Below are 25,480 nucleotides of genomic sequence, written 5' to 3'. Positions count from 1 at the left end.
ATTTATGAGTATTCAAAAAGAGATTCCCAAACTTGTGGAAGCAAAGGTCATTTCACAGAGTACTGCAGATGACATTCTTACTTATTACGCAAATCAAAAACAACCCACTCAGAATAGACTTTTATCCATATTCGGTACTTTGGGTGCAATTATGGTTGGCTTAGGCATTATTTTGATTATTGCTCACAACTGGGATCAGTTTCCAAGGTCGATTAAGGCCACTTTTGCAATATTGCCTCTTGTGATTGGACAGTTTGCTTGCGGATTTACCCTTCTTAGAAAGCAAACCTCTCAAAGCTGGAGAGAAGCAAGTTCTGCATTCCTGTTTTTTGCCATAGGCTCATGCATTTCATTAATTAGTCAGATTTACAACATTCCTGGCCAGTTGGGTTCCTTTCTTTTTATCTGGATGATTTTGTACCTGCCAATTCCTTTCCTAATGAGATCTTCGGTTGGGTCTATTTTATTTATTGTGGGCAGTTTATTTTATGCTTTGAATATTGGTTACTGGGAATATCCTAATACAATACCTTACTGGTATATTTTATTCATAGCTGCCAGCATTCTTTTTTATCTAATTCAGAAAAAAGAAAATCCTGCTGGCAATAGTGTTGCCATTCATAGCTGGTTAATTCCTTTATCGATTACCATTTGCCTGAGAGCATTTTCCAAAAACCATGAGGAGATCATGTTCCTGGCTTATATGAGTTTGTTTGGGGTGTTTGCATCAATTGGAAAACAGGTCTCTTTCAGTCAACTTACTCCTGCCAGCAATGGTTTCAAAATTATTGCCTGGTTAGGAAGTATCATTGTCTTGTTAATACTTAGCTTCGATGCCGTTTGGATTGATATCAGAAGAAATTCTTATGAGTTCCCGACGCTTTTACAATCAACGGAAGTTTATGCTACCATTCTATTAACAACAATTGCACTCATTCTGGCAAAAATCAATTGGACAAAAAGCAAAGCTGGATTTAGTGAGAGCCTTTTCTTTGTTTTGTTACTGATATACATTACGGCTTCTCACACTTCTTTTGCTTATATCCTGGTAAATTTATTGGTATTTGCTTTTGGTATAGTAACCATTGTATCGGGAAACCGCGAACAGAATTTAGGCATTTTAAATTCGGGTTTAGTCATTATTACCGCATTAATTATTTGTCGATTTTTCGATACCGATTTAAGTTTTGTGCTAAGGGGAATTCTATTTCTATCGATTGGGTTTGGATTCTTTATCGCCAATTATCAATTACTAAAAAAGAGAAAACACCATGCATAAAAAGTTCCTATTCATAGCATTTATACTTATTGCAGTTATTCAATTGGCTGTTCCTGTAAAAAGTATTTACGAGCAGGAAGATGTTCTTGCCAATGGTAAAGAATTCAAATTTCAGACTGCACCTGTTGATCCCAACGATCCGTTTCGGGGAAAATATGTAGTGCTTCGCTTTAAAGAAAACTCGATTGGCGTAGCTCCTTACGAAAAATGGACCAAGGGAGAGGAAGTTTTTGTACACATTGATGAAAATGAAAAGGGTTTTGCCACAATTAGCTATGCCACAAAAACAGCTCCCGAAGAACATAAGCATTATTGTAAGGCTACAATTCGAAGTGTGAAAACCACTTTCGACGAGAATAATAACATCAGCAGAATTGAGATTCGACTTCAGTACCCCTTTAATCGTTTTTACATGGAGGAATCGAAAGCCAAAGCGGCAGAAGACCTTTATCGTAAATCAACATCTGATACATTATCTCAAACTTATGCTTTGGTAAATCTTAAGAATGGCCTAGCCACGCTAAAAGATGTAATGATAGATGGCGTATCCATTAAAGATGCTGTGGAAAAGCCCAACTAATCCAGAATTCGTCGCCAAATCTGGGCAATACTCTTAAAAACCTTTGGCCTGTTCTGATTCTGATTTGCAAAAGTATCCTTAAAGCTTTTGCCAAATCGTTTGGATGCAAAAAGAACAGTGCCATCGTTTAAGGTAAGTTGCAACTCCTTGTGGTTGTACCTTAAAATATATTCCTGGTTAATTAACAAGCTATTGCTGATTGGGTAAAAGTTATAATCCATCATCAGCATCTCTTTGTAATATCCCAAATTGCGAGTTGTGGTAAGCCTGTCGCCATTGCTCAAATAAACATAGGCAACCACACCATCGGCTTCGAGGTATTTTATTTCGTCGACATTTACAAACTCAACAATGCCATTGTGCAGATGCAGGGCAATCTTATTGGTTTTACCCAGATTATCGCCACCAACACGATCGAGCAACAATTTTATTTGTCGGTTGAAATACTGGGTTTTCAATTTATCGGTTGCCTTATTCACCGCATGAATCAGGTCTGCATCATCTAAGGGTTTGTACAAAAAATCGAGAGCAGAATATTTAATGGCTCGCAAGGTAAACTCCTTTGCACTTTCGCCGGTAATAAAGATGATCTCAAAGTCTATTTTTCCTTCATCCGATAATCTTCGTAAGAGATCGAAACCTGTTCCTTTTGGCAATTGAATATCCAGAAAAATGATATCGAAATGCTCATTCCTGATTTTATCGTAGGCCTCATCAATACTAAAAGCCTGCTGAATCTCCTTAATGGCAGGACACAGTTTTTCTATTCTCTGTCGGATATAGTTTGATGTATCTTTTACATCCTCAACTACCAATGCGCTGTATACTTCTTGCATAATCCTATTCGTTTGTAAATTTTACTCTTACCTCTGTCCCCTCTGCCGAATCACGGTAATCTATACTAATCTGGTAATCCAGGTCATTTAATATCTCTATCTTTTTGTTGATCATTTCCAATCCTCTCGATTGATAGAGTTTTATGGAGTCTCTTTTTAGTTCGTTCGATCGCTCACGGCCTATACCATCATCCAGAATGATACATTCAACCGAATCTTCATGCTCCGAAAATTGAATGCTAAGGAAACCTTTTTCCTCTTTGGGTTCCAAACCATGTTTAATTGCATTTTCGACCAAAGGTTGCAGAATCATTGGAGGAATGCTTCGGTTCAGAATGGAATCAGAACTAATTTCGATGGAAAAATCGAACTTCTCATTCCCATGTTTTACTTGTTCCAGTTCGATATACATTTTGAGCAGATCGATCTCTTCTTTTACACTAATCTCGCTACTTACAGAAGTTCCCAAAAGCACTTTCGAAGATTTGATAGAAGCTTCCATATAGGAACGGATCAAACGTGAAAACTTAATGAGATATTCATTGGCTTTTTCCTGCTTGTGCAAACTAATTAAGTTCTGTACCGAGGAAAGAATATTGAAGATAAAGTGTGGATTTAACTGTGCCTGCAGTGTAGCAATTTCGAGCAGCTTGATTTTTCGTTCACGATCGATCATCTTCAGTTTGATATGGAAACGTGAGTGCACAAAAAAGCCTAAAATCAGTACCAAAAACACAAAACCGAAAAAGCTATGCTGATAAAAACGCGGCTCTTTGTAGAAAGGGTTAGAAACCTTAACTTTTATTGAGTCTTCTTTATAACTGATAATATTCGGATTTCCACCTGCACGGGCCATAACCTGGAAACGATATTCTCCCGATGATAAATTCCTGTAGTTTGCATAGGTTTTGGTAGTCCATTCGCTCCAATCCTTATCTACACCACTTAGTTTGTAACGAAACACAGGTTTTGTTGGCAATCCAAAACCTACTGTTTCGAAGCCAAAATCCAATTCGTTCTTTCCTTTTTCCAGGATGATCTCCGATCGATTCACCGAATCAACATACTGAATTCCAAGATCGTTTAAACTGGTAATTCTGACATTGTAAAATTCAGGATTGAAATCAATTTTCTCTAAATCGAGTACCGATGTACTTGTTGTAGAAGGAATAAATAATCGGTTTCCATCCAGCATGAAACCATTTTGACACACTTCTTCCGATAAAAAGCCATTTCGGAAATTGAAGAGACGCATTCTAATTTCACCTGTCTCATAATAAGCTTTCAGATCCATCACGTAAATCTCCAGGGAGGTGCCAACAATTAAATAGTGCTGATTGGGAATAATAATGCCAGTAATATTCGAATTAATAATGCCTTTATCAACCCTTTTGCAATCGCGGCTTTGCTCATCGAACAACCAAAGGCCATCTTTTCCGCCCAACCAAATGTTATTTCGAAAGTCGCGTTGAATTACAGTAGCCGCTCTCGACGGACATGATATGGCCTGGCTAAATGCCTTCTTTTTACGGTCCCATTTGCACAGGCTGGCTTTGGTTCCAATCCAGATATTTCCTTCAGCATCGAACTCAAGTGCTGCTGGATGAGAAGTCACAAATTGTTTGGTACTATCCTGCACGTAGCTTATCTTCTCGTTCTCGTCGATAAAGCCAAAACCATGCATTTGCCCAAAAACAACCTGGTTCGAAATGCTATCGTATTTACTGATTAAGGAAATGCCGGTATCAAATTTTTTGGCCTTCCTGTAATCATACTTTACCAATCCGTAATGGGTAGGAAAATAGAGATTACCTTTCGCATCCATAGATGAACCATAGTAATAATCTGTCTCTTTCCTGCCAAACTGGCCCGGGGCAATAATCTCTGTTTTTTGCTCGTTTTCCAGGTCGTATTTGTAAAGGGCTTCTTTATAAACAGCACCGTATATTTCCTTGTTGCGACCTTTAATGAGTGTCCAAACATCATTCATAAAGCTGCGTGGATAGTTTTTTACCGGACCGTTAAACACCTGGTACAATCCGTTATCCGATCCTGACCATATGTTATCATCCTCATCAAAAATCACCGGATAAGGTGCTTTAATAAAATCGAGTTTCACCTTTTTGCCTGTATTTGTTAGGCTATCGATAAGGTAGTAAGAGTAATCGTTAAAATGGATATGCTTTTTTACCGGTAAAGATTTTACTGAGATACTATCTACCACATTATTCGATTTGTAAATGGTAAAATACTCTTCTTTCGTTTGTGGATTGATCCATTTCAAATTACTGCCATAGTGCTCAATAAATACCAATTGATCACCCAAAGAGTTTACAGCAATTTCATCGGCTTTTGTTTGGTAGTTTACCGTTTCTACTTTACCATTATCGATACTCAAGATCTTTTTCTGATTCTTGACACCCAGGTATAACTTTCCATCCTTTTTGTTCCAGGCAATGGAATTCATTATACCAGGCAGGTCTTTCTTGTACTGATATGTATGTAATGCGATTGTATCTTTGTAATGCACCAAAGCATCTGGCGATAGCACCCAATATTCAAGATCATTTGCCAGTCGAATGGCCGATTGATACCTGAACTTTGCCATGAGTTTTATCTGCTGACCGTCGTATCGATACAGCTCGTTGTAGGTTTGCACATACACCCGACTGTAGTTATCGCTATAGATATTGTAGATTCTTTTTTTAGGAAGGAAATGTTCAAACCTCTCACCATTGAATTTAACCAGTCCCGATTTGGTTCCAGCCCAAATGTAACCCGTCTTGTCCTGATGCACTGCCATTACCTGTATTTGTGGTAAGCCATCGTGTGTTGTGTAATTGATATACGGGCGCTGCTGCCCCATTACCACGAGGTTTATACAGGTTAATATCAATACAAAGCAAAAGTGTCTCATTTAAGTGTGAACAGATGGGTTTGGGAATTTCAAGCTCAAGATAAGAAATCTATCCCGAAATCTGATTTACGAGATAACAAGTGAGCAAATAGCGTAACAAGTGGTATTACTCAATGAATAATTAATAATGAGTAATGAATAATAATCAAATGTTGAATTTGTGATATATCGAATCCGATCTGAAGCTCAACTTCTTGTTTTAAGCATGCTAAAAAACCAAAATCCACAAGCTTTAATTTATAAAGTTTCGAAAACTTCAATAAACCTCCTCATTACACATTATTCATTACTCATTATTAATTATTTTTTCCCAGTTATTATCGAATTCTCCCACTTGTTATTTTTCATTATTCCCTCTGCTGCTATCATTCTATTTTAGATACAAATTGTAAAATCCAATAAAAGCATAAACATGAAAAAAACTCTACTCTTAACCCTTATTTTAGTAGCATTTACCTTTGCTTCACAAGCTCAGCAAAAAGTATTACTCCAACATGCAGGAACTCCAAGTCTGCACACTACTATTTCCGATGCAATTACAGCAGCGGTTGCCAACGATACCATCTACATTCCTGGTTTTACCTATAATGAAAGTCTTACCATTGATAAAAAACTTACCATTATTGGAACAGGACATTACCAGGATTCCACAGCGGCTTCGGGTATGACTAAAATTAATGGTTCAATCAATTTTAAAACAGGTTGCGACCAAACTAAGGTAGAAGGAGTTTATATCAGTAGCTCTGTAAATACAAGTAGTCAAACAATTAATGAGGTCAAACTAATCAGATCACGAATTGGAGGACTGGTTTCATTAGATGGTACTATCGACGGATTTACGATCTCCGAATGTGTTCTTATTGGTGGAGTCAATTCATCTACCACTGGTATCGCAACCAATATTCTAATCGAAAATTCTATTGTACAGGGAAACATCAGGTATTTTAGAAATAGCTCAACAGTACAATTTTGTGTACTTCTGGTTAAGAATTCTGGAAATTCAACAGCAGGACATATTTTCTACAATTGTGAAGGCATGAATATTAACTCTAATGTGATTCTGGATCAATACGCCAGTATTCCTAACACTTGTACTTTCACAAACAATTTATTCCGAGTAAATTATGCAACTTATATGGACGTTGATGATACGAATAACATCTTCGATCAGGACATCACAAGCATTTTTGAGCATCTTGAAACCGATCAGGAGTACAAATTTCATTTTGCGAACGATTATCATCTGAAAGCAAGTTCGCCAGGTGTTGGTGCAGCTTCCGATGGTACAAATATTGGTATTTACGGATCATCAATTCCATACAAAGCATCTGCAGTACCTTCTAACCCACACTTTTTTAAGGTGAACATTGCAAGCGAAAATGATGCCGATGGCAAGCTAAGCGTAGAACTTGGCGTACAGGCTCAAGACCGTTAATTCCTTTACTATCGATGTATAGAAACATCGAAAGATACCTTATAAATAGATATGAGAACATGGTATACAATAAAGGAAATTAGCATGAGAAAAATACTATATCTCTGCATTCTGTGGCTCGTCACTCTGCCACTGATGGCCCAGAATCAGATTAGCGAATATGAATATTGGATGGATGAAGACATTGCCAATCGTCAACTTGTGGTATTGTCTTCTGCAACAAGCCAGGTAAATATCAGCGAGTTATTGGACATCAATGCGCTGAACGATGGTTTGCATAGCATAGCCATTCGATTCAAAGATGAAAATAATGCCTGGAGCAGTGTAGTTGAAAAGCAATTTGTAAAAAGGACGGCGAATACATCATCTCATCAACTCTCTAAAATAGAATATTGGTTTGATAATGATATTGCCAATGCTGTTACAAGCAATTTTGCGCCTACAGATCAATTGGATCATAGCGAACTTATCGATTTATCTGCGCTAAGCAATGGATTGCATCTAATTAGCTATAGAATACAGGATGAAAGCAAGAATTGGTCTTCGGTAGTTTCCAAACAGTTTATTATACGTGAAGCAAGTACAAGTGCTCAGCAATTGAATACCATCCAGTATTGGATCGACAATGACATTGAAAATGCAGTGACCAATACCTTTGCTGCAAGCAATCAACTAAATCATTCCGAACTAATTGATTTAGCAGATTTGAGTGATGGAGTTCACCTTTTGAGCTATAGAATTAAAGCTGAATCGAATAGCTGGAGCTCGGTAGTTTCAAAACAGTTTATTAAACGCGAAGCCATTGCAAGTGCTCAACAGCTGAATACAATACAATATTGGTTCGACAATGATATTGACAATGCAGTAACCAATAGCTTTGCTGCTACAGATCAATTGAATCATTCAGAATTGATCGATGTAAGCGGTTTAAGCGATGGAGTTCACCTTTTAAGCTATCGAATTAAGGCTGAATCGAATATGTGGAGTTCAGTAGTATCAGAACAATTCGTTAAGCGGGAAGAAAATACCCAGGCTCATCAGCTTACAAAAGTTCAGTACTGGTTCGATAATGATCTTGAAAATGCTGTAAGTATCAATATCGCATCGAGCGATCGATTGGACATGAATGAACTGATTGATCTATCTGATTTATCGGATGGACTACACACAATTCATACCCGCGTAATGGACGAAAGCCATATTTGGTCTATAGTGGTGAGTAAGCAATTTGTAAAGCGTCCGAAACAGATTGCCGCCAAACTGAATCAATACAGGTATTGGTTCAACGACGATATCGCCAATGCAAAAATCGTAAACATCGATCCTGACGCAGAAAAATTCTCTCTTAACGAGCAGGTTGATGTTTTATCCATCCCTCCAGGGGCTGACCAAAGCATTACTTACCAGTTTATGGATGACCAGGGCAAATGGACTGTTCCGTTAAGTCAAACCATTAACAGAATTGCTGTGGTAAAGGCTGAATTTACAGCAGACAAAACTGAGAATTGTGGACCGATGAGTGTACAATTCACCAACAATTCGAGCGATGGTGAAAGCTACCTTTGGGACTTCGGCGATGGCCATACAAGTACAGAAGAAAATCCAAATCACACATATGATACACCCGGTTCCTATACCGTTTCGTTAACCACTACTAACGAAACATATTCCTTATCGGATGTTTCAACAATGACAGATTTTATCAGCATACATGCAATTCCAAGCCTCGATTTAGGTGCCGATATTCAGATTTGCGAAGGCAGTGAGCATACCTTTAGTGTTGCTGACAATTACGAGCAATACTTTTGGAACGATGCAAGCGGTACAAATGAATTTACAAGCGGCATTGCCGGAGATTACACCCTTCGTGTAGTAGATGTCAATGGATGTGAAGCCACCGATGTAGTAAATCTTTCATTCTTTACTGCTCCAACAGTCGATTTGGGTGTTGATATTCAGATCTGCCAAGGCAATGAACACACATTTAGTGTAGCCGATGAATTCGCACAGTACTTCTGGAACGATGTGGAAGGAAGCAATGAGCTGATTGCAGATGCCGAAGGCGATTATACCCTTCGCGTAGTAGATGCCAATGGATGTGAGGCCACCGATGTAGTGAATCTTTCATTCTTTACTGCTCCAACTGTTGATTTGGGTGCCGATATTCAGATCTGCCAAGGCAATGAACACACATTTAGTGTGACCGATGATTTTGCACAGTATTTCTGGAACGATGTAGAAGGAAGCAATGAGCTAATTGCAGATACCGAAGGCGATTATACCCTTCGCGTAGTAGATGCCAATGGATGTGAAGCCACCGATGTAGTGAATCTCTCATTCTTTACAGCTCCAACTGTCGATTTGGGTGCCGATATTCAGATCTGCCAGGGCAATGAACACACATTTAGTGTGACCGATGAATTTGTACAGTATTTCTGGAACGATGTGGAAGGAAGCAATGAGCTAATTGCAGATGCCGAAGGCGATTATACACTTCGTGTGATAGATGCCAATGGATGTGAAGCTACAGATCTTGCAAATCTTTCCTTCTTTGCAGCTCCAATAGTTGATTTGGGCGAAGATCAGACAGCCTGTAATGGCGAAGAAGTAATTTTATCAGTTGAAGACAACCACAATAAATATTTCTGGAACAACACAGAAGGGTCGAGCCAGATAACGGTAACTGCTACGGGTGAGTATCAGTTAAGGGTAGTAGATAACAATGGATGTGAAGCTAGTGATGCAGTTACCGTTACTTTTTATGACCTGCCACAGCAACCAGTGGTAAGTTATGAGGATGGCATTCTTGCATCGACTTACGAAGAAGAATATCAATGGTACTTAAACGATGATATTTTAAGTGGCTATACTTCCCAGGAATTTACACCTGAGCAAAGTGGAAATTATTCGGTTGAGGTTTGGAACCAGTATGGCTGTAAGTCGGCACGTTCGGAAAATGTTGAAGTGATATTGGTAGGTATCGAAGATTTAATCAAAGAAAACATCAGTATATACCCTAATCCTACAAAAGGAAAAGTAGTAATAGATTTGAGTCAAAACTTCGATTACAGGACCAATATTCAATTGAAATTATTCAATGCAAGTGGTCAATTATTAATTCAGCAAAACTTACACCCTATAACCACAATTGACTTAAGTTCGTACTCGGCCGGTCTGTACTTTATTCACTTTTTAAACCAAGGCGAAATCGTAAGCTTTAAAATTATTAAGCAATAGCGTAGTAGAAGTACATTTAAGTTAGCTCGAAAGGAATCTGTCTGTTGGTGGCAGGTTCCTTTCTTTTTTATTTTAAATCTGTGTTTCTCTTTTTAGGATATGTTTGCCTGGTATGGAATAGTCAGATGTAAATTTTGCCTTAAACTTTTTGCTGATAACAAGTGTTTTTAGAAAAGAAGTTTTCAAACTGCAATAATATAAGTACCTTAAAGACAATCTTAAGAAAACGTTTATGAATCCGACACAAAATATCGATGGTCGATACCTCTATTTCGCTTTTTTGGCAGGTGCCAATAAATTGATTAAGAATTTAAATGAATTGAACCGTATCAATGTATATCCGGTAGCCGATAAAGATACAGGAAGTAATATGGCTTCTACCATGCGATCGGTTATGGATCGCATATCGCCCAATGTTTCCTATAAGCTTATGGTCGATCAGATTGCCGAAGCTGCCCAGGTAGGTGCCAGGGGAAATTCGGGAATTATCATGGCTCAGTTCCTATTCGGATTAAGCTGTGAAACATCAGAGAAAAAGAGCATCAGTTTTCTGGAGTTTGTAGAGAGTGTGCAGTCTTCCATTCCCTATATTTATGAATCGATTGGAACGCCGGTTGAAGGCACCATGCTTACCGTAATGAAAGATTGGTCGGAATTTCTCTACTCCAAACGAAAGCAATTGGAAGAATTCAAAGAGGTTCTGAACGACTCGATGCAGGTATTGGAAACATCTCTTAAAAAAACAACCGACCAATTGGCAGTACTTAAAAAGCACAATATTGTTGATGCCGGTGCCAAGGGATTTGTAGTTTTCATAGAAGGAGTAATGGATTTTGTAAACCATGGTATTATCGATCGGATAAAGGCACCCAATCTTATTCCATCGGCAAGCGAAGCCATCGATCATCTAGAAGATTTAAACTACAGGTACTGTACAGAGGCAATTTTAAAGAATTCTACCCACAGCCTGGCAGAAATCAAGAGTATTTTGTATCAGCATGGCGATTCTATCGTTATTAACGGGGGTAAGAGCAGCTGTCGAATTCATGTGCACACCAACGATCCGTCAGAACTCTTTCATCAGCTCGAAAATTTTGCTACCATTACCGCTCCTAAGGTCGATGATATGATTCGCCAAAGCGAAATCAGTAAAAACCAAAAATGGAAAATTGGTATTGTTACCGATTCAACTTGCGACCTGCCACAGGAAATCATCGATAATTATCAAATTAATGTGATGCCTTTACACCTCTCGTTCGGAGACAGTCAGTACCTAGATGGTGTTACACTAAAGTCAAAAGAGTTTTATGAACTTTTAGAGAGATCGGAACATTTTCCAAAAACCTCGCAAATTAATGAGTATAGCTTTGTGAATACTTATTCGCAGATGGCTCAAAATTACGATGCCATTATCTCCATACATTTGTCTGAGAAGTTCAGTGGCACTTTCCGTAGTGCACAAAAAGCAGCCGAGAGGGTTCAGAAAGAGTTAAATATTCCCATACATGTTATCAATTCACGAAATGTATCTGGCGGCCTTGGATTGGCAGTATTGCGTATCGCAAAAGCAATTGAAAAAGGAGAAGAGGTAAATACAATACTTAGCCATGTAGATTCGTGGCTAAACAATACCAAAATATTTGTAAGCGTAAAAAGTCTTACAGCCATGATTAAAGGAGGTCGCGTTCCTCCTGCTGTTGGTAAGTTTGCCATGTTTTTGCGTATCAATCCTATCGTATCATTAAACGAAATGGGCGAATCGAAACTATTCGGACAAGCCATTGGTCAAAAAGCCAATATTAATAAGGTGATTAAGCATGTTCTTCATCTGAAAAAGGGAAAGAAGGTCTGGAACTATATCATTCTGCATGCCAATAATGCGGCTGTAGCGCAAAAATATGGAGACCGCTTACACGACCTCTTTGGACAAGCCCCAATCGAAGTAATTAACATTTCGCCGGTAATCGGAATGAATGCTGGTGAGGGAACTGTGGCGGTTGCCCTTCAATTTGAATAAGTTTTCCTGTAAGGGTGATCTGGAAAAAACACAGGCATCGAAATAAAATGAGAACATTTTTGATCCTTTACTTGTTTTACACATGAACAAATGAATTAGGAATTATGGAATTATATTTCGGTGCAAGCATACTTATAATAATATTGGTTACTCTGCTTTGGATGTACAGTGTTTACATTACCAATGCCAGTATAGTTGATATTTTCTGGGGCTTCGGCTTTGTGGTAATCGCAGGCTATCTGTCGTTTATGGCAGAAAGTTTATCCCTGCGTCAAATTTTATTATCGGCCCTGGTTGCCATTTGGGGAATGCGTCTTAGCATCCATTTATTCATACGAAATGTTGGCAAACCAGAAGATTTCAGGTATCAGAAATTCAGGAAAGACTATGGAGCCCATCGTTATTGGTGGTTCAGCTATTTCCAGGTTTTTCTTTTACAAGGCGTTCTCATGTTACTAATAGCCTCTCCTTTATTTGGGGTATTTATGGCAGAAGAAAATACACCTCTAAATGCAATTGACTTTGCCGCAATAGCTCTTTGGATTATTGGTATTAGCTTCGAAGCTGGTGGCGATTATCAACTGAGTAAATTTAAAAGTCAGAAGCGTAATAAAGATGAAGTGCTTTCGAGCGGATTCTGGAAATATACCAGGCATCCCAACTATTTTGGCGATGCTGCTGTTTGGTGGAGCTATGCACTATTTGCAGTGGCAGCACAACAATACTGGTTTGTAGCTGGTGCCTTCCTAATGACCTACCTGATTGTTAAAATTTCGGGCGTGGCCATGCTGGAAAGAACGCTTACCAGCGATAAACCTGCCTATAAAGAATATGTAGAAAGAACCAGTGCCTTTTTCCCCTGGTTCCCGAAAAAGCAAGTGCAATAATTCAAATTCACTTATCATGTTACAAGATCAAATACACATACAAGTTCCTGAAACCTTCGGTTTAATTTTTTGGAAACTGAAGCTTAAGGCAGTAATTTTAATATTCACATTTCTATTTCCCATATCAGCAATGGCAGACAAATCAAAAGAATTACAAATTGGCGATCAAATACCTGCATTCCAACTTCAGAACCAGGATGGAGAACTCATTAACATCAAGGATTATGTGGGCAAACAAAATCTGGTGATCTATTTCTATCCTAAGGATGATACACCGGGTTGTACCAAACAGGCGTGTAGTTTCCGCGATCAGTGCGAAGACTTTAACGATTTAAATGCCGAAGTTTTTGGAGTAAGTGGTCAGTCGGTTGAGAGCCACAAGGAATTTGCAGAAAAGCACAGGCTGAACTTTAACCTGCTTTGCGATGTAAACAATACTGTACGCAAGCAATTTGGTGTGCCCACCAACTTTTTTGGCCTTTTACCCGGAAGAGTTACCTATATTGTAGACAAATCGGGAAAAATTGTTCATATCTTTAATTCACAATTTCGAGCAGAAGAACATATTGAACAAGCCAAAAACATCTTAAAACAACTTGAATGACACTATTCATTTGGGACTACGTATTGATTCTGATAGCATATCTTGTAGGCTCATTTCCTGCAGGATATGTATATACCAAAATTGCCACAGGCAAAGACATTCGTAATTTTGGCAGTGGAAATATCGGCTCTACCAATGTAAAAAGAATTGCTGGCAGTAAAATATCCATTTACACCCAAATTACCGATATGGCTAAAGGTTTGCTACCTGTATTCCTGGTCATGTTGATTCTTCGCTATCAACTCCTCAATATTTCTCCATTATTGATATACTTTGTTGCCTTGGCCACAATCCTGGGTCACAACTTTAGTTTTGTTTTGAAGTTTAAGGGTGGAAAAGGTGTTAATACGACTTTGGGTGCTTCTGTCTTAATTTCTCCCCTACCAGTATTGATATCGGTGGCCATCTATTTTATTGTGAAAAAAGGATTTAAGTTTGTATCGCTAGGATCTATGGCCATTGCTGTATGTCTGCCGCTATCGGCTTACTTTTTGGGATATAATCAGTACACTATTCTTTACTTTATGGCTTGTGCGCTATTAATATTTGTTCGACATATAGCCAATATTAAACGATTGATAAAAGGTTCGGAACTAAGCTAATATTCTTTTCTAATTTGCCATTAGCTATTTTTTCCAGAGTTTGTATTTTACAGTTTTTAGGAGTAACATTCTAATAATTTATTCACCTTTCCGCTATTTTATCTGAGCATTCCGCTTTTTTAATAAGCCTGCTGCTTTATTTTTAAACATTCCATCTTTTTATCTAACATTCCGGGAATGGTATTCTTTTTTATGAAATGATTCCCAAATTTTCATTACGCTCTTCCTATTTTTGGCAAGGCTTTTCATATCATAAACATGTTTGAATTATTTATAAAGTATTCTCATAACTGCATTTTTCTTTCATCTGCTATTATTTCCCACATTCCTGAGTCTGAATTTAACTTACTGGTGTGTTGTTAGCAACAATCTAAATATCAGATTTAGGATTGTCATACCTGCATAATCCATCTTTATTTGGATAAAGATACCGCCAGTGTCCAAGTTCATTATAAATAAATGGAGTTGAATTGAAAACTATCCTTCCCTTTACATTATCAAGTCTGATTTTCGAAATGGATTTTGTGCAATTCGGTGACTTTTATTAACTTAACTCATAGCATGACCACTAATGTATTACTGATAGATGATTGTGGAGGTCCGAATATACTGGACACCATTCGTTGCCTGACTTATGAACAGGCTGTTCATATCTTTGTGGTTTCTCCCGAAAAGAAATCTTACTTCAATACCATCCCTTATTCAAGATATGTATCAAAATATCAATATCTAAACTCATCGGAACCCAAAGAGATTGTGAAAGAAATAAGTGCTTTGGAAAAAAATGGGATATCGATCTTATCTTGCCGGTAAAGCAATCTAACTATCAATTCATAACAAAGTACAAGGCACTATTTAATGGTTCGGTTTTTCCTCCAATGCCCGAGAAAAACTCATTTGATAGGGTAAGCAATAAACTGCTGCTTGCCGACTATTTGGAAAAGCACTCCTTTCCAAGTCCGAAAACCAAATCGATAAGTAGACACAATATTGAACTGTTCGATTTCCCGCTTCTATTAAAGCCGAAACTGGATGGCAATGGCAAGCGCATTATCGAATGTCAATCCCGAGAGGAATATGAGGCATATATCAGTAAAAAAGATTTTATAACTGATGATTACCTAATACAGGAAAAGCTAAATGGGGAAGATATCGATATCAGTTTCATAGCTGATAATGGTGAAATCCTGGCCTATACCATACAAAAGGGCTTGGTTCGTGAAACGTATTCTTTTGCTACCGGAATAGAATTCCTGGAAGATCAGAAACTGTTGGATGAAACCAGGGCCATAGTTAAAAAATTGAATTGGAGTGGCATTGCTCACCTCGATTTTATTTACCTGAAAGAGAAAGACTCCTATTTCCTGATCGATTTTAATCCAAGGATGTGGAGTACCCTGATTGGTTCCTTATATGCAGGAGTCAATTTCCCTTTGTTACTACTTCAACTTGGCCAGAACAAGCCAATTCAGTTCAAGGGATATCAGAAAACCCATTTCTATCTTGCCAAATCAGCTTTACAAGCCAGAAGCCTAAACAAACTAAAAACTTCAACCTGGAGATATATCATAAAAGATCCACTTCCGGAAATTACTAAAGGAATTGCAAGAATATTTAAATATAAAAAAGACCTGCCCGAAATAAATCGAACAAGTCTTTTTACCAGTTAGTGGTTAATCCCCGTATCTTATTTTTCCAATTGCTGGGTAAGCTTTTTAATGATTTGTTTGGCATCACCAACGATACCCAAATCTGCTACCTGGAAAATTGGAGCGTCTTTGTCTTTGTTTACGGCAATAATTAAATCGGACTCTTCCATACCTGCAACGTGCTGAATGGCACCAGAAATACCAAAAGCGAAATACAAGTCAGGACGAACAGTTTTACCTGTCTGACCCACCTGGCGTTCGTGTCCAATATAACCAGCATCAACCATTGCACGAGAAGCCGAAACTTCTGCATCCAATACATCTGCCAATCCGTCCATTGCTTCGAAACCTTCTTGGTTACCAATACCACGACCACCTGAAACCAAAATTCTTGCTTCGGTAATATCGATCAAATCAGTATCTTCTTTCACAGTTTCAAGCAACTTCACTTTAAACTTCGCGCTATTGAATTTTACCTCGTAGTTTACCACTTCTCCAGTACGACTTTCGTCAGCATCCATTGCGAATAGTACACCCGGACGAACAGTACCCATTTGTGGACGGTGGTTCTTACATACGATAGTTGCCATAAGGTTTCCACCAAATGCAGGACGAGTCATTAACAACTCATTGTTCTTACCAACTTCGATTTTGGTACAATCGGCAGTTAAACCAGTTGCTGCGCGAGCCGATACTCTTGGTCCCAAATCGCGACCTAAAGTCGTTGCACCAATCAACATCGAATCTGGTTTTCTGTCTTCAATAATCTGGCAAATTGCCTGTGTATATGGTTCTGTTGTATACTCTGCCAACTCAGGAGCATCCACAACAATTACTTCATCGGCACCACGAGCAATAAGGCTCTGTGCCTGGTCGGCAATATTGTGTCCCAATAACATTGCATACACTTTGTCGTTCAACTCATCAGCTAATTTTCTAGCCTGTCCTAACAACTCTAAAGCTACATTTTGTATCTCGCCTTCGCGCTGCTCGATAAAAACGTATATCCCTTTGTATTCCTCTAAGTTCATAGTAATTAATTACGAATGACTAATTACGAATTACGCTTATTTCATAGCAATTTAATCAAGTAGAGTATCAAATGAACTGTCATTCATTATTTCTCCTACCTTCTCGTAATTGCTAATTCGTAATTCGTAATTGAATCTAGTTTAGAATGAATTTCTCTTTTAATTTCTTGATGATGATTCCTACTGCCTCATCTGTTTCTACCTCGTACAATTCACCTGCTGGTTTTAAACCACGTGCAAATGCTTTGTGCACACTTGTTGGCGAACCTTTTAAACCAAGATCTTTCTCATCAACTTCAATTTCGTTGAATCCCCAAACCTCAACTTCTTTTTGGTAAGCATCAACAATACCTCCAACGCTCATATAACGCGGGCTATTAGCCGATGAAAGTACAGTTACAACGCATGGAGCTTCTACCTGTAACATCTGGTATCCTTCTTCGATATGACGTTTCATGGTGAAGGTTTTGTCTCCATCAAATTTTAAATCTTCAAGGTATGATACCTGAGGTAAATCAAGGTGTTCAGCAATCTGAGGACCTACTTGTGCAGTATCTCCATCGATAGCCTGACGACCTGTAATCAACAAATCGAAATCGATCTTTCTTAATGCTCCAGCCAATGCATGAGAGGTAGCCAAAGTATCTGCTCCGGCAAATTTTCTGTCGGTTAGATGAATGGCACGATCAACTCCCATAGCGTAAGCCTCACGAAGAATCAAATCAGCCTGAGGTGGCCCCATGGTAATTACAGTTACATGTGCTCCTTGTTCATCTTTTAATTGCAGTGCCATTTCCAAACCACTCTTATCATCAGGGTTCATAATACTTGGCACACCATCACGGATCAAAGTACCCGTTTTTGGATCTATTTTAATTTCGGTTGTATCCGGTACCTGCTTAATACAGACAACTATATTCATTTCTTTTAGTTTTTTATGACTAGCAGTAAAATCTTTTTCGCTATTCAATTATTCCTTTACACCCTTTCGCCTTCGGCACTTTCCCTAAAAGGGAAAAACTTTCTATTTAACAGTTCTTCTGCTAATTGCATCTGTCTCCCCTTTTAGGGGAGATGTCCGACAGGACAGAGGGGTGTTTTGAGTAAAAATTTAACAGTTCAAAAAACCATTACATCCTTACTTCAGCATATTCGCTGAAATCACCATTCTCTGAACTTCTGAAGTTCCTTCGTAGATCTCTGTGATCTTCGCATCACGCATCATACGCTCAACAGGATATTCTCTTGTATAACCGTATCCACCATGAAGCTGAACCGCTTTGTTGGTTACTTCCATTGCTGTTTCAGCAGCATAAAGTTTACACATTGCAGCATCAACCGAATAAGGAACTTTCTGATCTTTCTTGTTAGCTGCTTTGCGAACCAACATACGAGAAGCTTCAGTTTTGGTATTCATATCTGCCAACTGGAACTGTGTGTTCTGGAAACCAGAAATCGGACGACCGAACTGCTTTCTCTCTTTCACATAGCGTACTGTTTCGTTGATTGCTCCCTGTGCAATACCCAAAGCTTGTGCAGCAATACCAATACGTCCACCATCTAGGGTTTTCATGGCAATACCGAAACCTTTGTTCAGTTTTCCTAACATGTTCTCTTTAGGAAGAACAACATTTTCGAAAATCAGCTCACAAGTTGCAGAACCACGGATACCCATTTTCTTCTCTTTCTTACCAATAGAGAAACCTGGTGTTCCTTTTTCCACGATGAAAGCAGTAATACCACGAGTACCTTTCGACTTATCAGTCATTGCGAAAATCACGTAAACGTGAGCAAATTCGGCATTGGTAATAAAGATTTTACTACCGTTGATGATATAGTTATCACCATCTTCGACTGCAGTGGTTTGCTGACCGGCTGCATCGGTACCTGCGTTAGGCTCGGTTAAACCAAAAGCACCAATCCACTCACCAGAAGCAAGTTTAGGAAGATATTTTTGCTTTTGAGCTTCGGTACCATTCTCCATAATAGGAGCCGCACACAAGGAAGTGTGAGCCGAAACAATTACACCTGTAGTTGCACATACCGCCGACAATTCTTCAACTGCCATTGAGTACATTACATTGTTACCACCAGCACCACCATATTGCTTTGGAATTGGAATCCCCATAATTCCAATCTTAGCCATTTTCTCTACTGTTTCGATAGGGAAACGTTCCTGTTCATCTACCTCAGCAGCCAAAGGCTTTACTTCTCTCTCAGCAAAATCTTTAATCATTTGCTGAAACAACACTTGTTCTTTTGTTAAGCTAAAATCCATTTTCTTTAGATAATAGTATCAAGATTTGAGTATAGAGTATCAAGAAATATCAGTGTCAAAATCTAAAAAAAGCACAAAAACTACCCCTTGCCCGAATAAATTCGGACTTCATTTTACAGTCTAATCAAAAATTTAAATAGGGGATTACATTTTAGTTCCTCACCAGATCCGTCAACACTTTCTCTTGTACTTGATACTGCGTATCGTTTACTTTTTATATTTATTAATGATCAGGCAGGAGAAAAGCTTTGGAGTCTTTCCTGCTGCCCGATACTATGTACTTGCTACTTGATATTCTTCAAAATAATTGCAGTACCCATACCACCACCAATACAAAGTGAAGCCAAACCGAAATCTTTTCCGGTACGTTTCATTTCGTGAATCAAACTTACTGTGATACGTGTTCCAGAAGCACCAATTGGGTGACCCAAAGCGATGGCTCCACCGTTTACATTACATCTCTCTTTAAAGAAATCCATGTTAACATTATGGTCTTCGCACAATTGTTTCACAACTCCTAATGATTGAGCAGCAAAAGCTTCATTCAACTCAAGCAATTCCATTTGCTCCAATTTCATATCTGCTTTCTTCAATACATTTGCAATGGCAGGAACTGGACCCATACCCATAATTGCAGGATCAACACCACCCTGACCGGTAGCTACAATTTCTGCCAAAGGAGTAAATCCGTACTCTTTCACAGCTTCTTCCGATGCAACCAATACGAAAGCAGCACCATCGTTAATTCCTGATGCATTACCAGCAGTTACTGTTCCTTCTTTCTTAAATGCAGGACGCAATCCACCTAGTTTTTCTTCGTTGGTTCTTCTGTTGATGAACTCATCAGCTTCGAAAGTAATGGTTTCTTTTCTTGTTTTGATCTCAACAGGAACAATCTCGTTCTTGAAGTTACCAGCATCCTGTGCTGCAGCAGCTTTTTGCTGAGAACCAAATGCGAAAGCATCCTGCTCCTGGCGAGTTAAGCTGTATTTATCAGCAATATTTTCAGCAGTAATACCCATGTGGTAGCCTTCAAAAGCATCTGTTAAACCATCAAATACCATGTGATCAACCGCTTTTAAATCCATCATTTTGTGTCCGCCACGAACCTGACCCGACATTACAAAACCAGAACCTGACATTGATTCAGTACCACCGGCAATAATCATGTTTGCTTCGCCCGACTTGATGTTTGCATAAGCAAGGTTAATGGTTTTCATACCCGAACCACAAATCATGTTGATACCATAAGCAGGAACTTCCTGTGGAATACCCGCTTTGATAGAAGCCTGACGAGCTACACCCTGTCCCTGACCAGCAGAAAGAATGTTCCCTACGATAACTTCATCTAGTTTTGTTGCTTCAACACCAGTTTCTTCAACAATGTTTTTGATTACTGTAGCTGCTAAATCAGCTGCTTTAACAGGAGTTAATGTTCCTAAAAATTTCCCGATTGCAGTACGCTTGGCTGCAACAATATATACTTTGCTCATAAGTTTAGTTTTTACGCATTTCAATTAAATCTTCAGCAATAATCAGTTTCGCATCAGTTGCTTCCTGAATTTGCTCCAATGTGAATAATGGATTGTACTCTTTCAGAACGATTCCTTCCGGAACAATATCCATTACACCCATTTCAGTAATAATCATATCAACCTGACCGGCAGCAGTAAGAGGAAGGTTACATTCTTTCATGATTTTGTGGTTGCCACGAGCGGTGTGTTCCATTGCAAGGATTACACGCTTTGCACCAACAATCAAATCCATTGCTCCACCCATACCAGGAGTTTTCTTTCCAGGAATGATCCAGTTCGCAAGATTTCCCTGCTCATCAACCTGAAGAGCACCAAGAATGGTAACATCAACATGACCACCTCTAATGATACTAAAAGAAACAGAACTATCGAAACTGCTAGCTCCTTCTTTACAAGTGATGTATCCACCTCCTGCATTTACAAAATCAGGATCTTCTTCTCCTTCAGCAGGAGCAGCACCCATACCAAGCATTCCGTTTTCCGACTGTAAAATTACATTTACATCAGAAGAAACGTAGTTAGGGATAATTGTAGGCAAACCAATTCCAAGATTTACCACATCGCCGTTGTTTAATTCGAGAGCAGCTCTTTTAGCAATCACCTCTCTGATTTCTTTTTTATCCATGTTTTATTAGTTATTGGTCAGTTTGACTATATCCTAACTCGAATTTGTTTAAAAATATCTGATTATCTGTGATTGATATTTTTAAGCAAAATCATGTTATTATGCATTCAATCTTCTGCTTAATTCCTGAGCAGCATAAGATGCTACATCATCAGCATACTTGTTCATTCCGAAACCTGCATCGTAACCTAGTTCTTTTGCAAGCTCGTGAGAGATACGCGGACCACCGCAGATCAAGATTACCTTTTCACGCAATCCTTCAGCTTCCAGTAGTTCCACCAATTCAGTAAGGTTTTTGATATGAACATCCTTTTGAGTTACCGTTTGCGATACCAAAAGAACATCAGCTTCCATCTCGATTGCTTTCGCGATGAACTCTTCGTTTGGCACCTGGCTACCCATGTTCAAGGCTTCCATCATTTCATATCTTTCCAGTCCGTAGTGACCAGCAAAACCTTTCATATTCATAATGGCATCGATTCCTACTGTATGCGCATCGGTACCAGTACTAGCACCTACAACGCGAATCGGACGCCCAATATTTTCTTTTACAAACTCATCAGTTTCATGCATGTCCATGGTAGTCGATTCTACCTTTGGCACATGAATGCTTGTATAATCTACTGTGTGAGTACAGTTTCCGTAACAGTTAAAGAAAGTAAAGCCTTCCATTAACTCTTGTACCATTACCACCTGGGGATTCTCGAAGCCCATTTTTCTCATCATCTGCTTGGCAGCTTCAATGGCTTCTTCTCCTTTCTTTACAGGAAGTGTAAAACTTACCTGGGTCTTACCATCGTTCATTGTATCGCCGTAAGGCTTAATTTTGGTAAGGTCCAAGGTTTTATCAAAATCGTTGGAATCGGTTGAATAAAGACCTCCACTCATTTTATTGTCTCCTATATTTGAGTCGTATCAAATTTGCATTCGATACTTTGTACTTACTAATTAATTTATTTCTTATGCAAAATCTCAATAAATGGATTGAAGTAGTTGCTTCCTTTTTCCACAACTCCATCTAAACCTTTACCACCATCTTTCGGACGCTTGATATCAGCAAAAATTCCTTTTTCCAATGCGGTAAATAATCCTTCTTTCTCGATTTTTTCAACCAATTCAGTTGCATCATCAAGAACTTTAGCAGCTCTCTGACGGATGATACCACCTTCTTTGAATTCCATTTCATCACCAATGCTCTTCATGTTGCTGAATATGTACTTGGCATTCTCGATTGAAAGGTATCTGTCTGACATGAAAGGTGTGTGAATTGCTTCGGTTAACATACCCAGCAATTGAATTCCTTGTCCTGTCCAGATCGAAATTTGATTGAATAATGCATCCTGAACATTTCCTTTGAAAATGTTACCCGTCATAAATTTTGTAGGAGGCATATATTTAAGTGGTGCTTTCGGGAAGATTTCTCTGATCATTTGTGCTTGTGCAAGCTCGTATAGGAAACCATTTTCCAAATCAGGAGTCATTTCGAATGCATGACCCAATCCCATTTGCTCTTCAGGTAAACCTGCTACCAATGCCAATTGCTCGTTGATAAAATCAGAAGCCAAAACAGTGTGAGCCTCATCGAAAGCATCAGCAGTAGTTAGGTAGTTGTCCTCACCAGTATTGATAATTACACCTGCAAAACCGTTCAATAGTCTTGAGAAGTATTGGTCTACAATGGTACGTTGCATGTTGATGTCGCGGAAAAGAATTCCGTACAATGCATCGTTCAACATTACGTCCAAACCTTCCAATGCACCCATGGCAGCAATCTCAGGCATACACAAACCAGAACAGTAGTTACACAAACGAATGTAACGACCTTCTTCCTCTCCCACTTTATCCAAAGCAGTACGCATGATACGGAAGTTCTCCTGTGTTGCAACCGTACCACCAAAACCTTCGGTAGTTGCACCATAAGGAACATAGTCTAGCAAGGACTGACCCGTTGTACGGATTACTGCAATAATATCAGCACCCTGGCGAGCAGCAGCTTCTGCCTGAACAACATCTTCGTAGATATTACCAGTTGCTACAATTACGTATAGGTAAGGCTTAGGGCCTTCGCCAATTGTATCAAGGTAATTGTCTCTCTTCGCTTTGCGCTCTCTGATTTTATTGATGTTTTCATCAACAAATGGTTGAATTGCGTTCTGAATTTCCTCCATCGAACGAATTGGAAGTGTTGTAATCTCCAATTCACCTGCAGCCATCTTCTCTGCGATTTGCTGTGGGTTCAATCCGGTTTCAAGAATTGCGTTACCAATGAAGAACATTACCCCTTCACTTAGTACACCCTTGTCTTTAATTGCATCAACCACCACATTTGGAAGTGGTACCTCGTTGCTATCAACTCCGTCGATTCCCAATAGACGACACAAAGTACGCTCTACTGCAACGGTAGAGTAGTTGTCTACGAATTTCTGAACATCATCAGCAATTCGTTTCGACACCTCTTTGGCATGTCCAACTTTCTCAAAGTCAAGACCTAGTTTACTCCTTTGCATATTCAATTTATCCATTATAAAATTTCTTCCTTACTAGCGTTCTTATTCAATTGGTTTTGCGCTCGTTCTACAATCTCTTTGTTGATGCCCAACAAAGAGGCAATTCGCAGCGCTTCGTGAGGTACTTCCCCTGTATTGTCCTCCACCAACGAATAATCCATATAACTGTTTATATTCTTGCCGGTGATTCTCTGATCACCCAAATCCTTATCCAGACCTTTAACACGTAATTTTCTGAATTTGGAATCTAATCCGCTATAGTGCGTTGTAATGACACTACGCGTATTGTTTTGGTAAAAAATATCGGCAACAGCATTTACAATTGCCAAACCTTCTACCGGGTTTGTGGTTCTTGCCAACTCGTCAACCAAAACCAATACATTTTCATGCGATTGAGAAAGCTCAACCATTTGGTTCACACTCATCATTTCTGATGCAAAAGACGATAAGCCATTCATTTCCGATTGGTCATCGCCTACCGAAAGCAGTATGCGATGCACCAAACTAATGCCGGCTTTTTCTGCTGGCACAAAAAATCCAAACTGACACAGGTACTGACAAAGAGCCAATGTTTTCAACACCACTGTTTTGCCCGCCATATTCGCACCTGTAATCAAACAAACCGATTTTTCCAGTTCAATATCAATTTCCTGATATCTCTTCTGCTGTTTCTGAAGTTCATCCTTAATCATCGGATGAAACATCGCTTTGTATCTTGTATTTTCTTTCAGCAATTCTGGTCGGCTAAAATTCAGTTGAATGGCTTGTTTCGCTTTCGCGATTAACAAATCGAGATGTGCCAATCGGTTCAATGCAATTCTTAAATCACCGGCAAAAGCTCTTGCCTTATCGCAAAGTTCTTCTCTTACTTTTGATTCCAGCTCTTCTGCTACGGCAAAGAGTTCCTCCAACTTGCCTTCAGACTCACCATTTTCTGATTTGGCAATTTTCAGCTTTCTTCTCGCCTCGGCTAGTTCTTCCGAGTAATCGTCGTAGATGTAGAAAGATGGAATTCCTGTTTTCTGAGGATCCAAAAGATCGACCAAAGCCGATAAGTTTGGAAGTTGAACCAACTCATGCTTCAATTCCTTTTGCAGATTCAATATCCCATGACAATGGAATGCAAAAGATTTGATCTCGAACAATTCCACATCGTTCAAAACCAGGTTCGCATCAAGGTTGGCAATGCTTCCAACAATATCTCTAAGATGTGAGAGTTTGCTTTGAATATCGGAAATGGTCTTCTCATTTGATTCAACAGATTGAATCAACTTATCGATCAAATCATACTCAATATTCAGGTTGGTTTCATTGCACAGCATGTCAGACTCCAACAGGAATCTTTTTCCCATTGGCGATTGCAAATCCAGGCTTTCGGCCAGGTATTGTAATCCTTTTATTTCTGATATTGCCTTACGAAACTTCATCTTTTTTTTAGACGCTGATTTTTATGATTTTCAC

The 25,480-nt window shown here is 38.9% G+C and carries 20 protein-coding genes; 10 read left to right on the top strand and 10 right to left on the bottom strand.

From position 1 onward, the window contains the following. Positions 1-4 precede the first annotated feature (4 nt). Positions 5-1,279, top strand: coding sequence for a DUF2157 domain-containing protein (locus ELS83_RS09625; RefSeq protein ID WP_171595347.1), 1,275 nt, complete (start codon positions 5-7; stop codon positions 1,277-1,279). Beyond that, positions 1,272-1,859, top strand: a complete 588-nt coding sequence (locus tag ELS83_RS09620; RefSeq protein WP_171595346.1) for a GDYXXLXY domain-containing protein — start codon at positions 1,272-1,274, stop codon at positions 1,857-1,859. Before ELS83_RS09625 ends, ELS83_RS09620 begins: the two co-directional genes overlap by 8 nt. On the opposite strand, the gene ELS83_RS09615 is transcribed toward ELS83_RS09620, so the two are convergent. Together ELS83_RS09615 and ELS83_RS09610 are read right to left on the bottom strand one after the other, a co-directional pair. Next, positions 1,856-2,695: a LytR/AlgR family response regulator transcription factor gene (locus ELS83_RS09615; protein ID WP_171595345.1), complete on the bottom strand. Its 840-nt coding sequence runs from the start codon at positions 2,693-2,695 to the stop codon at positions 1,856-1,858. The two genes, ELS83_RS09620 and ELS83_RS09615, sit on opposite strands and share 4 nt — an antisense overlap. A gap of 4 nt (positions 2,696-2,699) precedes the next feature. After that, the gene (locus tag ELS83_RS09610; protein WP_171595344.1) at positions 2,700-5,561 is read right to left on the bottom strand and encodes a sensor histidine kinase; all 2,862 of its coding nucleotides are present in this window, start codon (positions 5,559-5,561) and stop codon (positions 2,700-2,702) included. 463 nt (positions 5,562-6,024) lie between these two features. Between ELS83_RS09610 and ELS83_RS09605 the strand changes: the two genes are divergently transcribed. The 8 genes from ELS83_RS09605 (at position 6,025) to ELS83_RS09570 (ending at position 16,064) form a co-directional block, all read left to right on the top strand. Beyond that, positions 6,025-7,047 carry a right-handed parallel beta-helix repeat-containing protein gene (locus tag ELS83_RS09605; RefSeq protein ID WP_171595343.1) on the top strand — a complete coding sequence of 341 codons (1,023 nt, stop codon included), beginning with the start codon at positions 6,025-6,027 and terminating at the stop codon, positions 7,045-7,047. 84 nt (positions 7,048-7,131) lie between these two features. Further along, positions 7,132-10,284 carry a PKD domain-containing protein gene (locus ELS83_RS22440; RefSeq protein WP_283242724.1) on the top strand — a complete coding sequence of 1,051 codons (3,153 nt, stop codon included), beginning with the start codon at positions 7,132-7,134 and terminating at the stop codon, positions 10,282-10,284. 232 nt (positions 10,285-10,516) lie between these two features. After that, on the top strand, positions 10,517-12,301 hold the full coding sequence (locus ELS83_RS09595; protein WP_171595341.1) for a DegV family protein: 1,785 nt from the start codon (positions 10,517-10,519) through the stop codon (positions 12,299-12,301). A 104-nt stretch (positions 12,302-12,405) separates the two neighbouring features. Further along, entirely contained in the window at positions 12,406-13,188 is a 783-nt protein-coding gene (locus ELS83_RS09590) for a DUF1295 domain-containing protein (protein ID WP_171595340.1), read from the top strand. Between the two features lie 16 nt (positions 13,189-13,204). Further along, entirely contained in the window at positions 13,205-13,792 is a 588-nt protein-coding gene (locus ELS83_RS09585; RefSeq protein WP_216616457.1) for a peroxiredoxin, read from the top strand. Further along, positions 13,789-14,394 carry a glycerol-3-phosphate 1-O-acyltransferase PlsY gene (gene plsY / locus ELS83_RS09580; protein WP_171595339.1) on the top strand — a complete coding sequence of 202 codons (606 nt, stop codon included), beginning with the start codon at positions 13,789-13,791 and terminating at the stop codon, positions 14,392-14,394. Before ELS83_RS09585 ends, plsY begins: the two co-directional genes overlap by 4 nt. A 561-nt stretch (positions 14,395-14,955) precedes the next feature. After that, positions 14,956-15,207, top strand: coding sequence for a hypothetical protein (locus ELS83_RS09575; protein WP_171595338.1), 252 nt, complete (start codon positions 14,956-14,958; stop codon positions 15,205-15,207). Between the two features lie 65 nt (positions 15,208-15,272). Beyond that, complete coding sequence (locus ELS83_RS09570; protein WP_171595337.1) at positions 15,273-16,064, top strand: ATP-grasp domain-containing protein; 792 nt, start codon at positions 15,273-15,275, stop codon at positions 16,062-16,064. A gap of 17 nt (positions 16,065-16,081) precedes the next feature. On the opposite strand, the gene ELS83_RS09565 is transcribed toward ELS83_RS09570, so the two are convergent. From ELS83_RS09565 to kamC, 8 genes are all read right to left on the bottom strand, one after another. Then, positions 16,082-17,074 (bottom strand): electron transfer flavoprotein subunit alpha/FixB family protein, encoded by a 993-nt coding sequence (locus ELS83_RS09565; protein WP_171595336.1) that lies wholly within the window; start codon positions 17,072-17,074, stop codon positions 16,082-16,084. 136 nt (positions 17,075-17,210) lie between these two features. After that, complete coding sequence (locus ELS83_RS09560; protein ID WP_171595335.1) at positions 17,211-17,996, bottom strand: electron transfer flavoprotein subunit beta/FixA family protein; 786 nt, start codon at positions 17,994-17,996, stop codon at positions 17,211-17,213. A gap of 216 nt (positions 17,997-18,212) precedes the next feature. Then, positions 18,213-19,352 (bottom strand): acyl-CoA dehydrogenase, encoded by a 1,140-nt coding sequence (locus ELS83_RS09555; RefSeq protein ID WP_171595334.1) that lies wholly within the window; start codon positions 19,350-19,352, stop codon positions 18,213-18,215. Positions 19,353-19,636: 284 nt separating this feature from the next. Beyond that, positions 19,637-20,845 carry an acetyl-CoA C-acetyltransferase gene (locus ELS83_RS09550; protein ID WP_171595333.1) on the bottom strand — a complete coding sequence of 403 codons (1,209 nt, stop codon included), beginning with the start codon at positions 20,843-20,845 and terminating at the stop codon, positions 19,637-19,639. Positions 20,846-20,849: 4 nt separating this feature from the next. Next, positions 20,850-21,512 carry a 3-oxoacid CoA-transferase subunit B gene (locus ELS83_RS09545; protein WP_171595332.1) on the bottom strand — a complete coding sequence of 221 codons (663 nt, stop codon included), beginning with the start codon at positions 21,510-21,512 and terminating at the stop codon, positions 20,850-20,852. 99 nt (positions 21,513-21,611) lie between these two features. After that, a complete protein-coding gene (kamE, locus tag ELS83_RS09540) occupies positions 21,612-22,400 on the bottom strand; it encodes a lysine 5,6-aminomutase subunit beta (protein ID WP_171595331.1) in 789 nt (262 codons plus the stop codon). Between the two features lie 65 nt (positions 22,401-22,465). Beyond that, on the bottom strand, positions 22,466-24,034 hold the full coding sequence (gene kamD, locus ELS83_RS09535; RefSeq protein WP_216616448.1) for a lysine 5,6-aminomutase subunit alpha: 1,569 nt from the start codon (positions 24,032-24,034) through the stop codon (positions 22,466-22,468). Further along, the gene (gene kamC / locus ELS83_RS09530; protein WP_171595330.1) at positions 24,034-25,446 is read right to left on the bottom strand and encodes a lysine 5,6-aminomutase reactivase ATPase KamC; all 1,413 of its coding nucleotides are present in this window, start codon (positions 25,444-25,446) and stop codon (positions 24,034-24,036) included. The genes kamD and kamC overlap by 1 nt, the downstream gene beginning before the upstream one ends. Positions 25,447-25,480: the final 34 nt, after the last annotated feature.

Source organism: Marinifilum caeruleilacunae, assembly GCF_013141825.1.
In the GTDB taxonomy this organism is placed as follows: Bacteria; Bacteroidota; Bacteroidia; order Bacteroidales; family Marinifilaceae; genus Marinifilum; species Marinifilum caeruleilacunae.
The sequence above is the reverse complement of the archived record's forward strand: the minus strand, read 5'-3'. Positions and strand labels throughout refer to the sequence as shown.

Coding starts and splice junctions, on each gene's coding strand:
- ELS83_RS09620 (WP_171595346.1), top strand. CDS start 1,272: ATGCATAAAAAGTTCCTATTCATAGCATTTATACTTATTGCAGTTATT.
- ELS83_RS09605 (WP_171595343.1), top strand. CDS start 6,025: ATGAAAAAAACTCTACTCTTAACCCTTATTTTAGTAGCATTTACCTTT.
- ELS83_RS09560 (WP_171595335.1), bottom strand. CDS start 17,996: ATGAATATAGTTGTCTGTATTAAGCAGGTACCGGATACAACCGAAATT.
- ELS83_RS09625 (WP_171595347.1), top strand. CDS start 5: ATGAGTATTCAAAAAGAGATTCCCAAACTTGTGGAAGCAAAGGTCATT.
- ELS83_RS09610 (WP_171595344.1), bottom strand. CDS start 5,561: ATGGGGCAGCAGCGCCCGTATATCAATTACACAACACACGATGGCTTA.
- ELS83_RS09575 (WP_171595338.1), top strand. CDS start 14,956: ATGACCACTAATGTATTACTGATAGATGATTGTGGAGGTCCGAATATA.
- ELS83_RS09595 (WP_171595341.1), top strand. CDS start 10,517: ATGAATCCGACACAAAATATCGATGGTCGATACCTCTATTTCGCTTTT.
- ELS83_RS09550 (WP_171595333.1), bottom strand. CDS start 20,845: ATGAGCAAAGTATATATTGTTGCAGCCAAGCGTACTGCAATCGGGAAA.
- ELS83_RS22440 (WP_283242724.1), top strand. CDS start 7,132: ATGAGAAAAATACTATATCTCTGCATTCTGTGGCTCGTCACTCTGCCA.
- kamC (WP_171595330.1), bottom strand. CDS start 25,446: ATGAAGTTTCGTAAGGCAATATCAGAAATAAAAGGATTACAATACCTG.
- ELS83_RS09565 (WP_171595336.1), bottom strand. CDS start 17,074: ATGAACTTAGAGGAATACAAAGGGATATACGTTTTTATCGAGCAGCGC.
- ELS83_RS09570 (WP_171595337.1), top strand. CDS start 15,273: ATGCCCGAGAAAAACTCATTTGATAGGGTAAGCAATAAACTGCTGCTT.
- ELS83_RS09590 (WP_171595340.1), top strand. CDS start 12,406: ATGGAATTATATTTCGGTGCAAGCATACTTATAATAATATTGGTTACT.
- ELS83_RS09545 (WP_171595332.1), bottom strand. CDS start 21,512: ATGGATAAAAAAGAAATCAGAGAGGTGATTGCTAAAAGAGCTGCTCTC.
- plsY (WP_171595339.1), top strand. CDS start 13,789: ATGACACTATTCATTTGGGACTACGTATTGATTCTGATAGCATATCTT.
- ELS83_RS09585 (WP_216616457.1), top strand. CDS start 13,205: ATGTTACAAGATCAAATACACATACAAGTTCCTGAAACCTTCGGTTTA.
- kamD (WP_216616448.1), bottom strand. CDS start 24,034: ATGGATAAATTGAATATGCAAAGGAGTAAACTAGGTCTTGACTTTGAG.
- ELS83_RS09615 (WP_171595345.1), bottom strand. CDS start 2,695: ATGCAAGAAGTATACAGCGCATTGGTAGTTGAGGATGTAAAAGATACA.
- kamE (WP_171595331.1), bottom strand. CDS start 22,400: ATGAGTGGAGGTCTTTATTCAACCGATTCCAACGATTTTGATAAAACC.
- ELS83_RS09555 (WP_171595334.1), bottom strand. CDS start 19,352: ATGGATTTTAGCTTAACAAAAGAACAAGTGTTGTTTCAGCAAATGATT.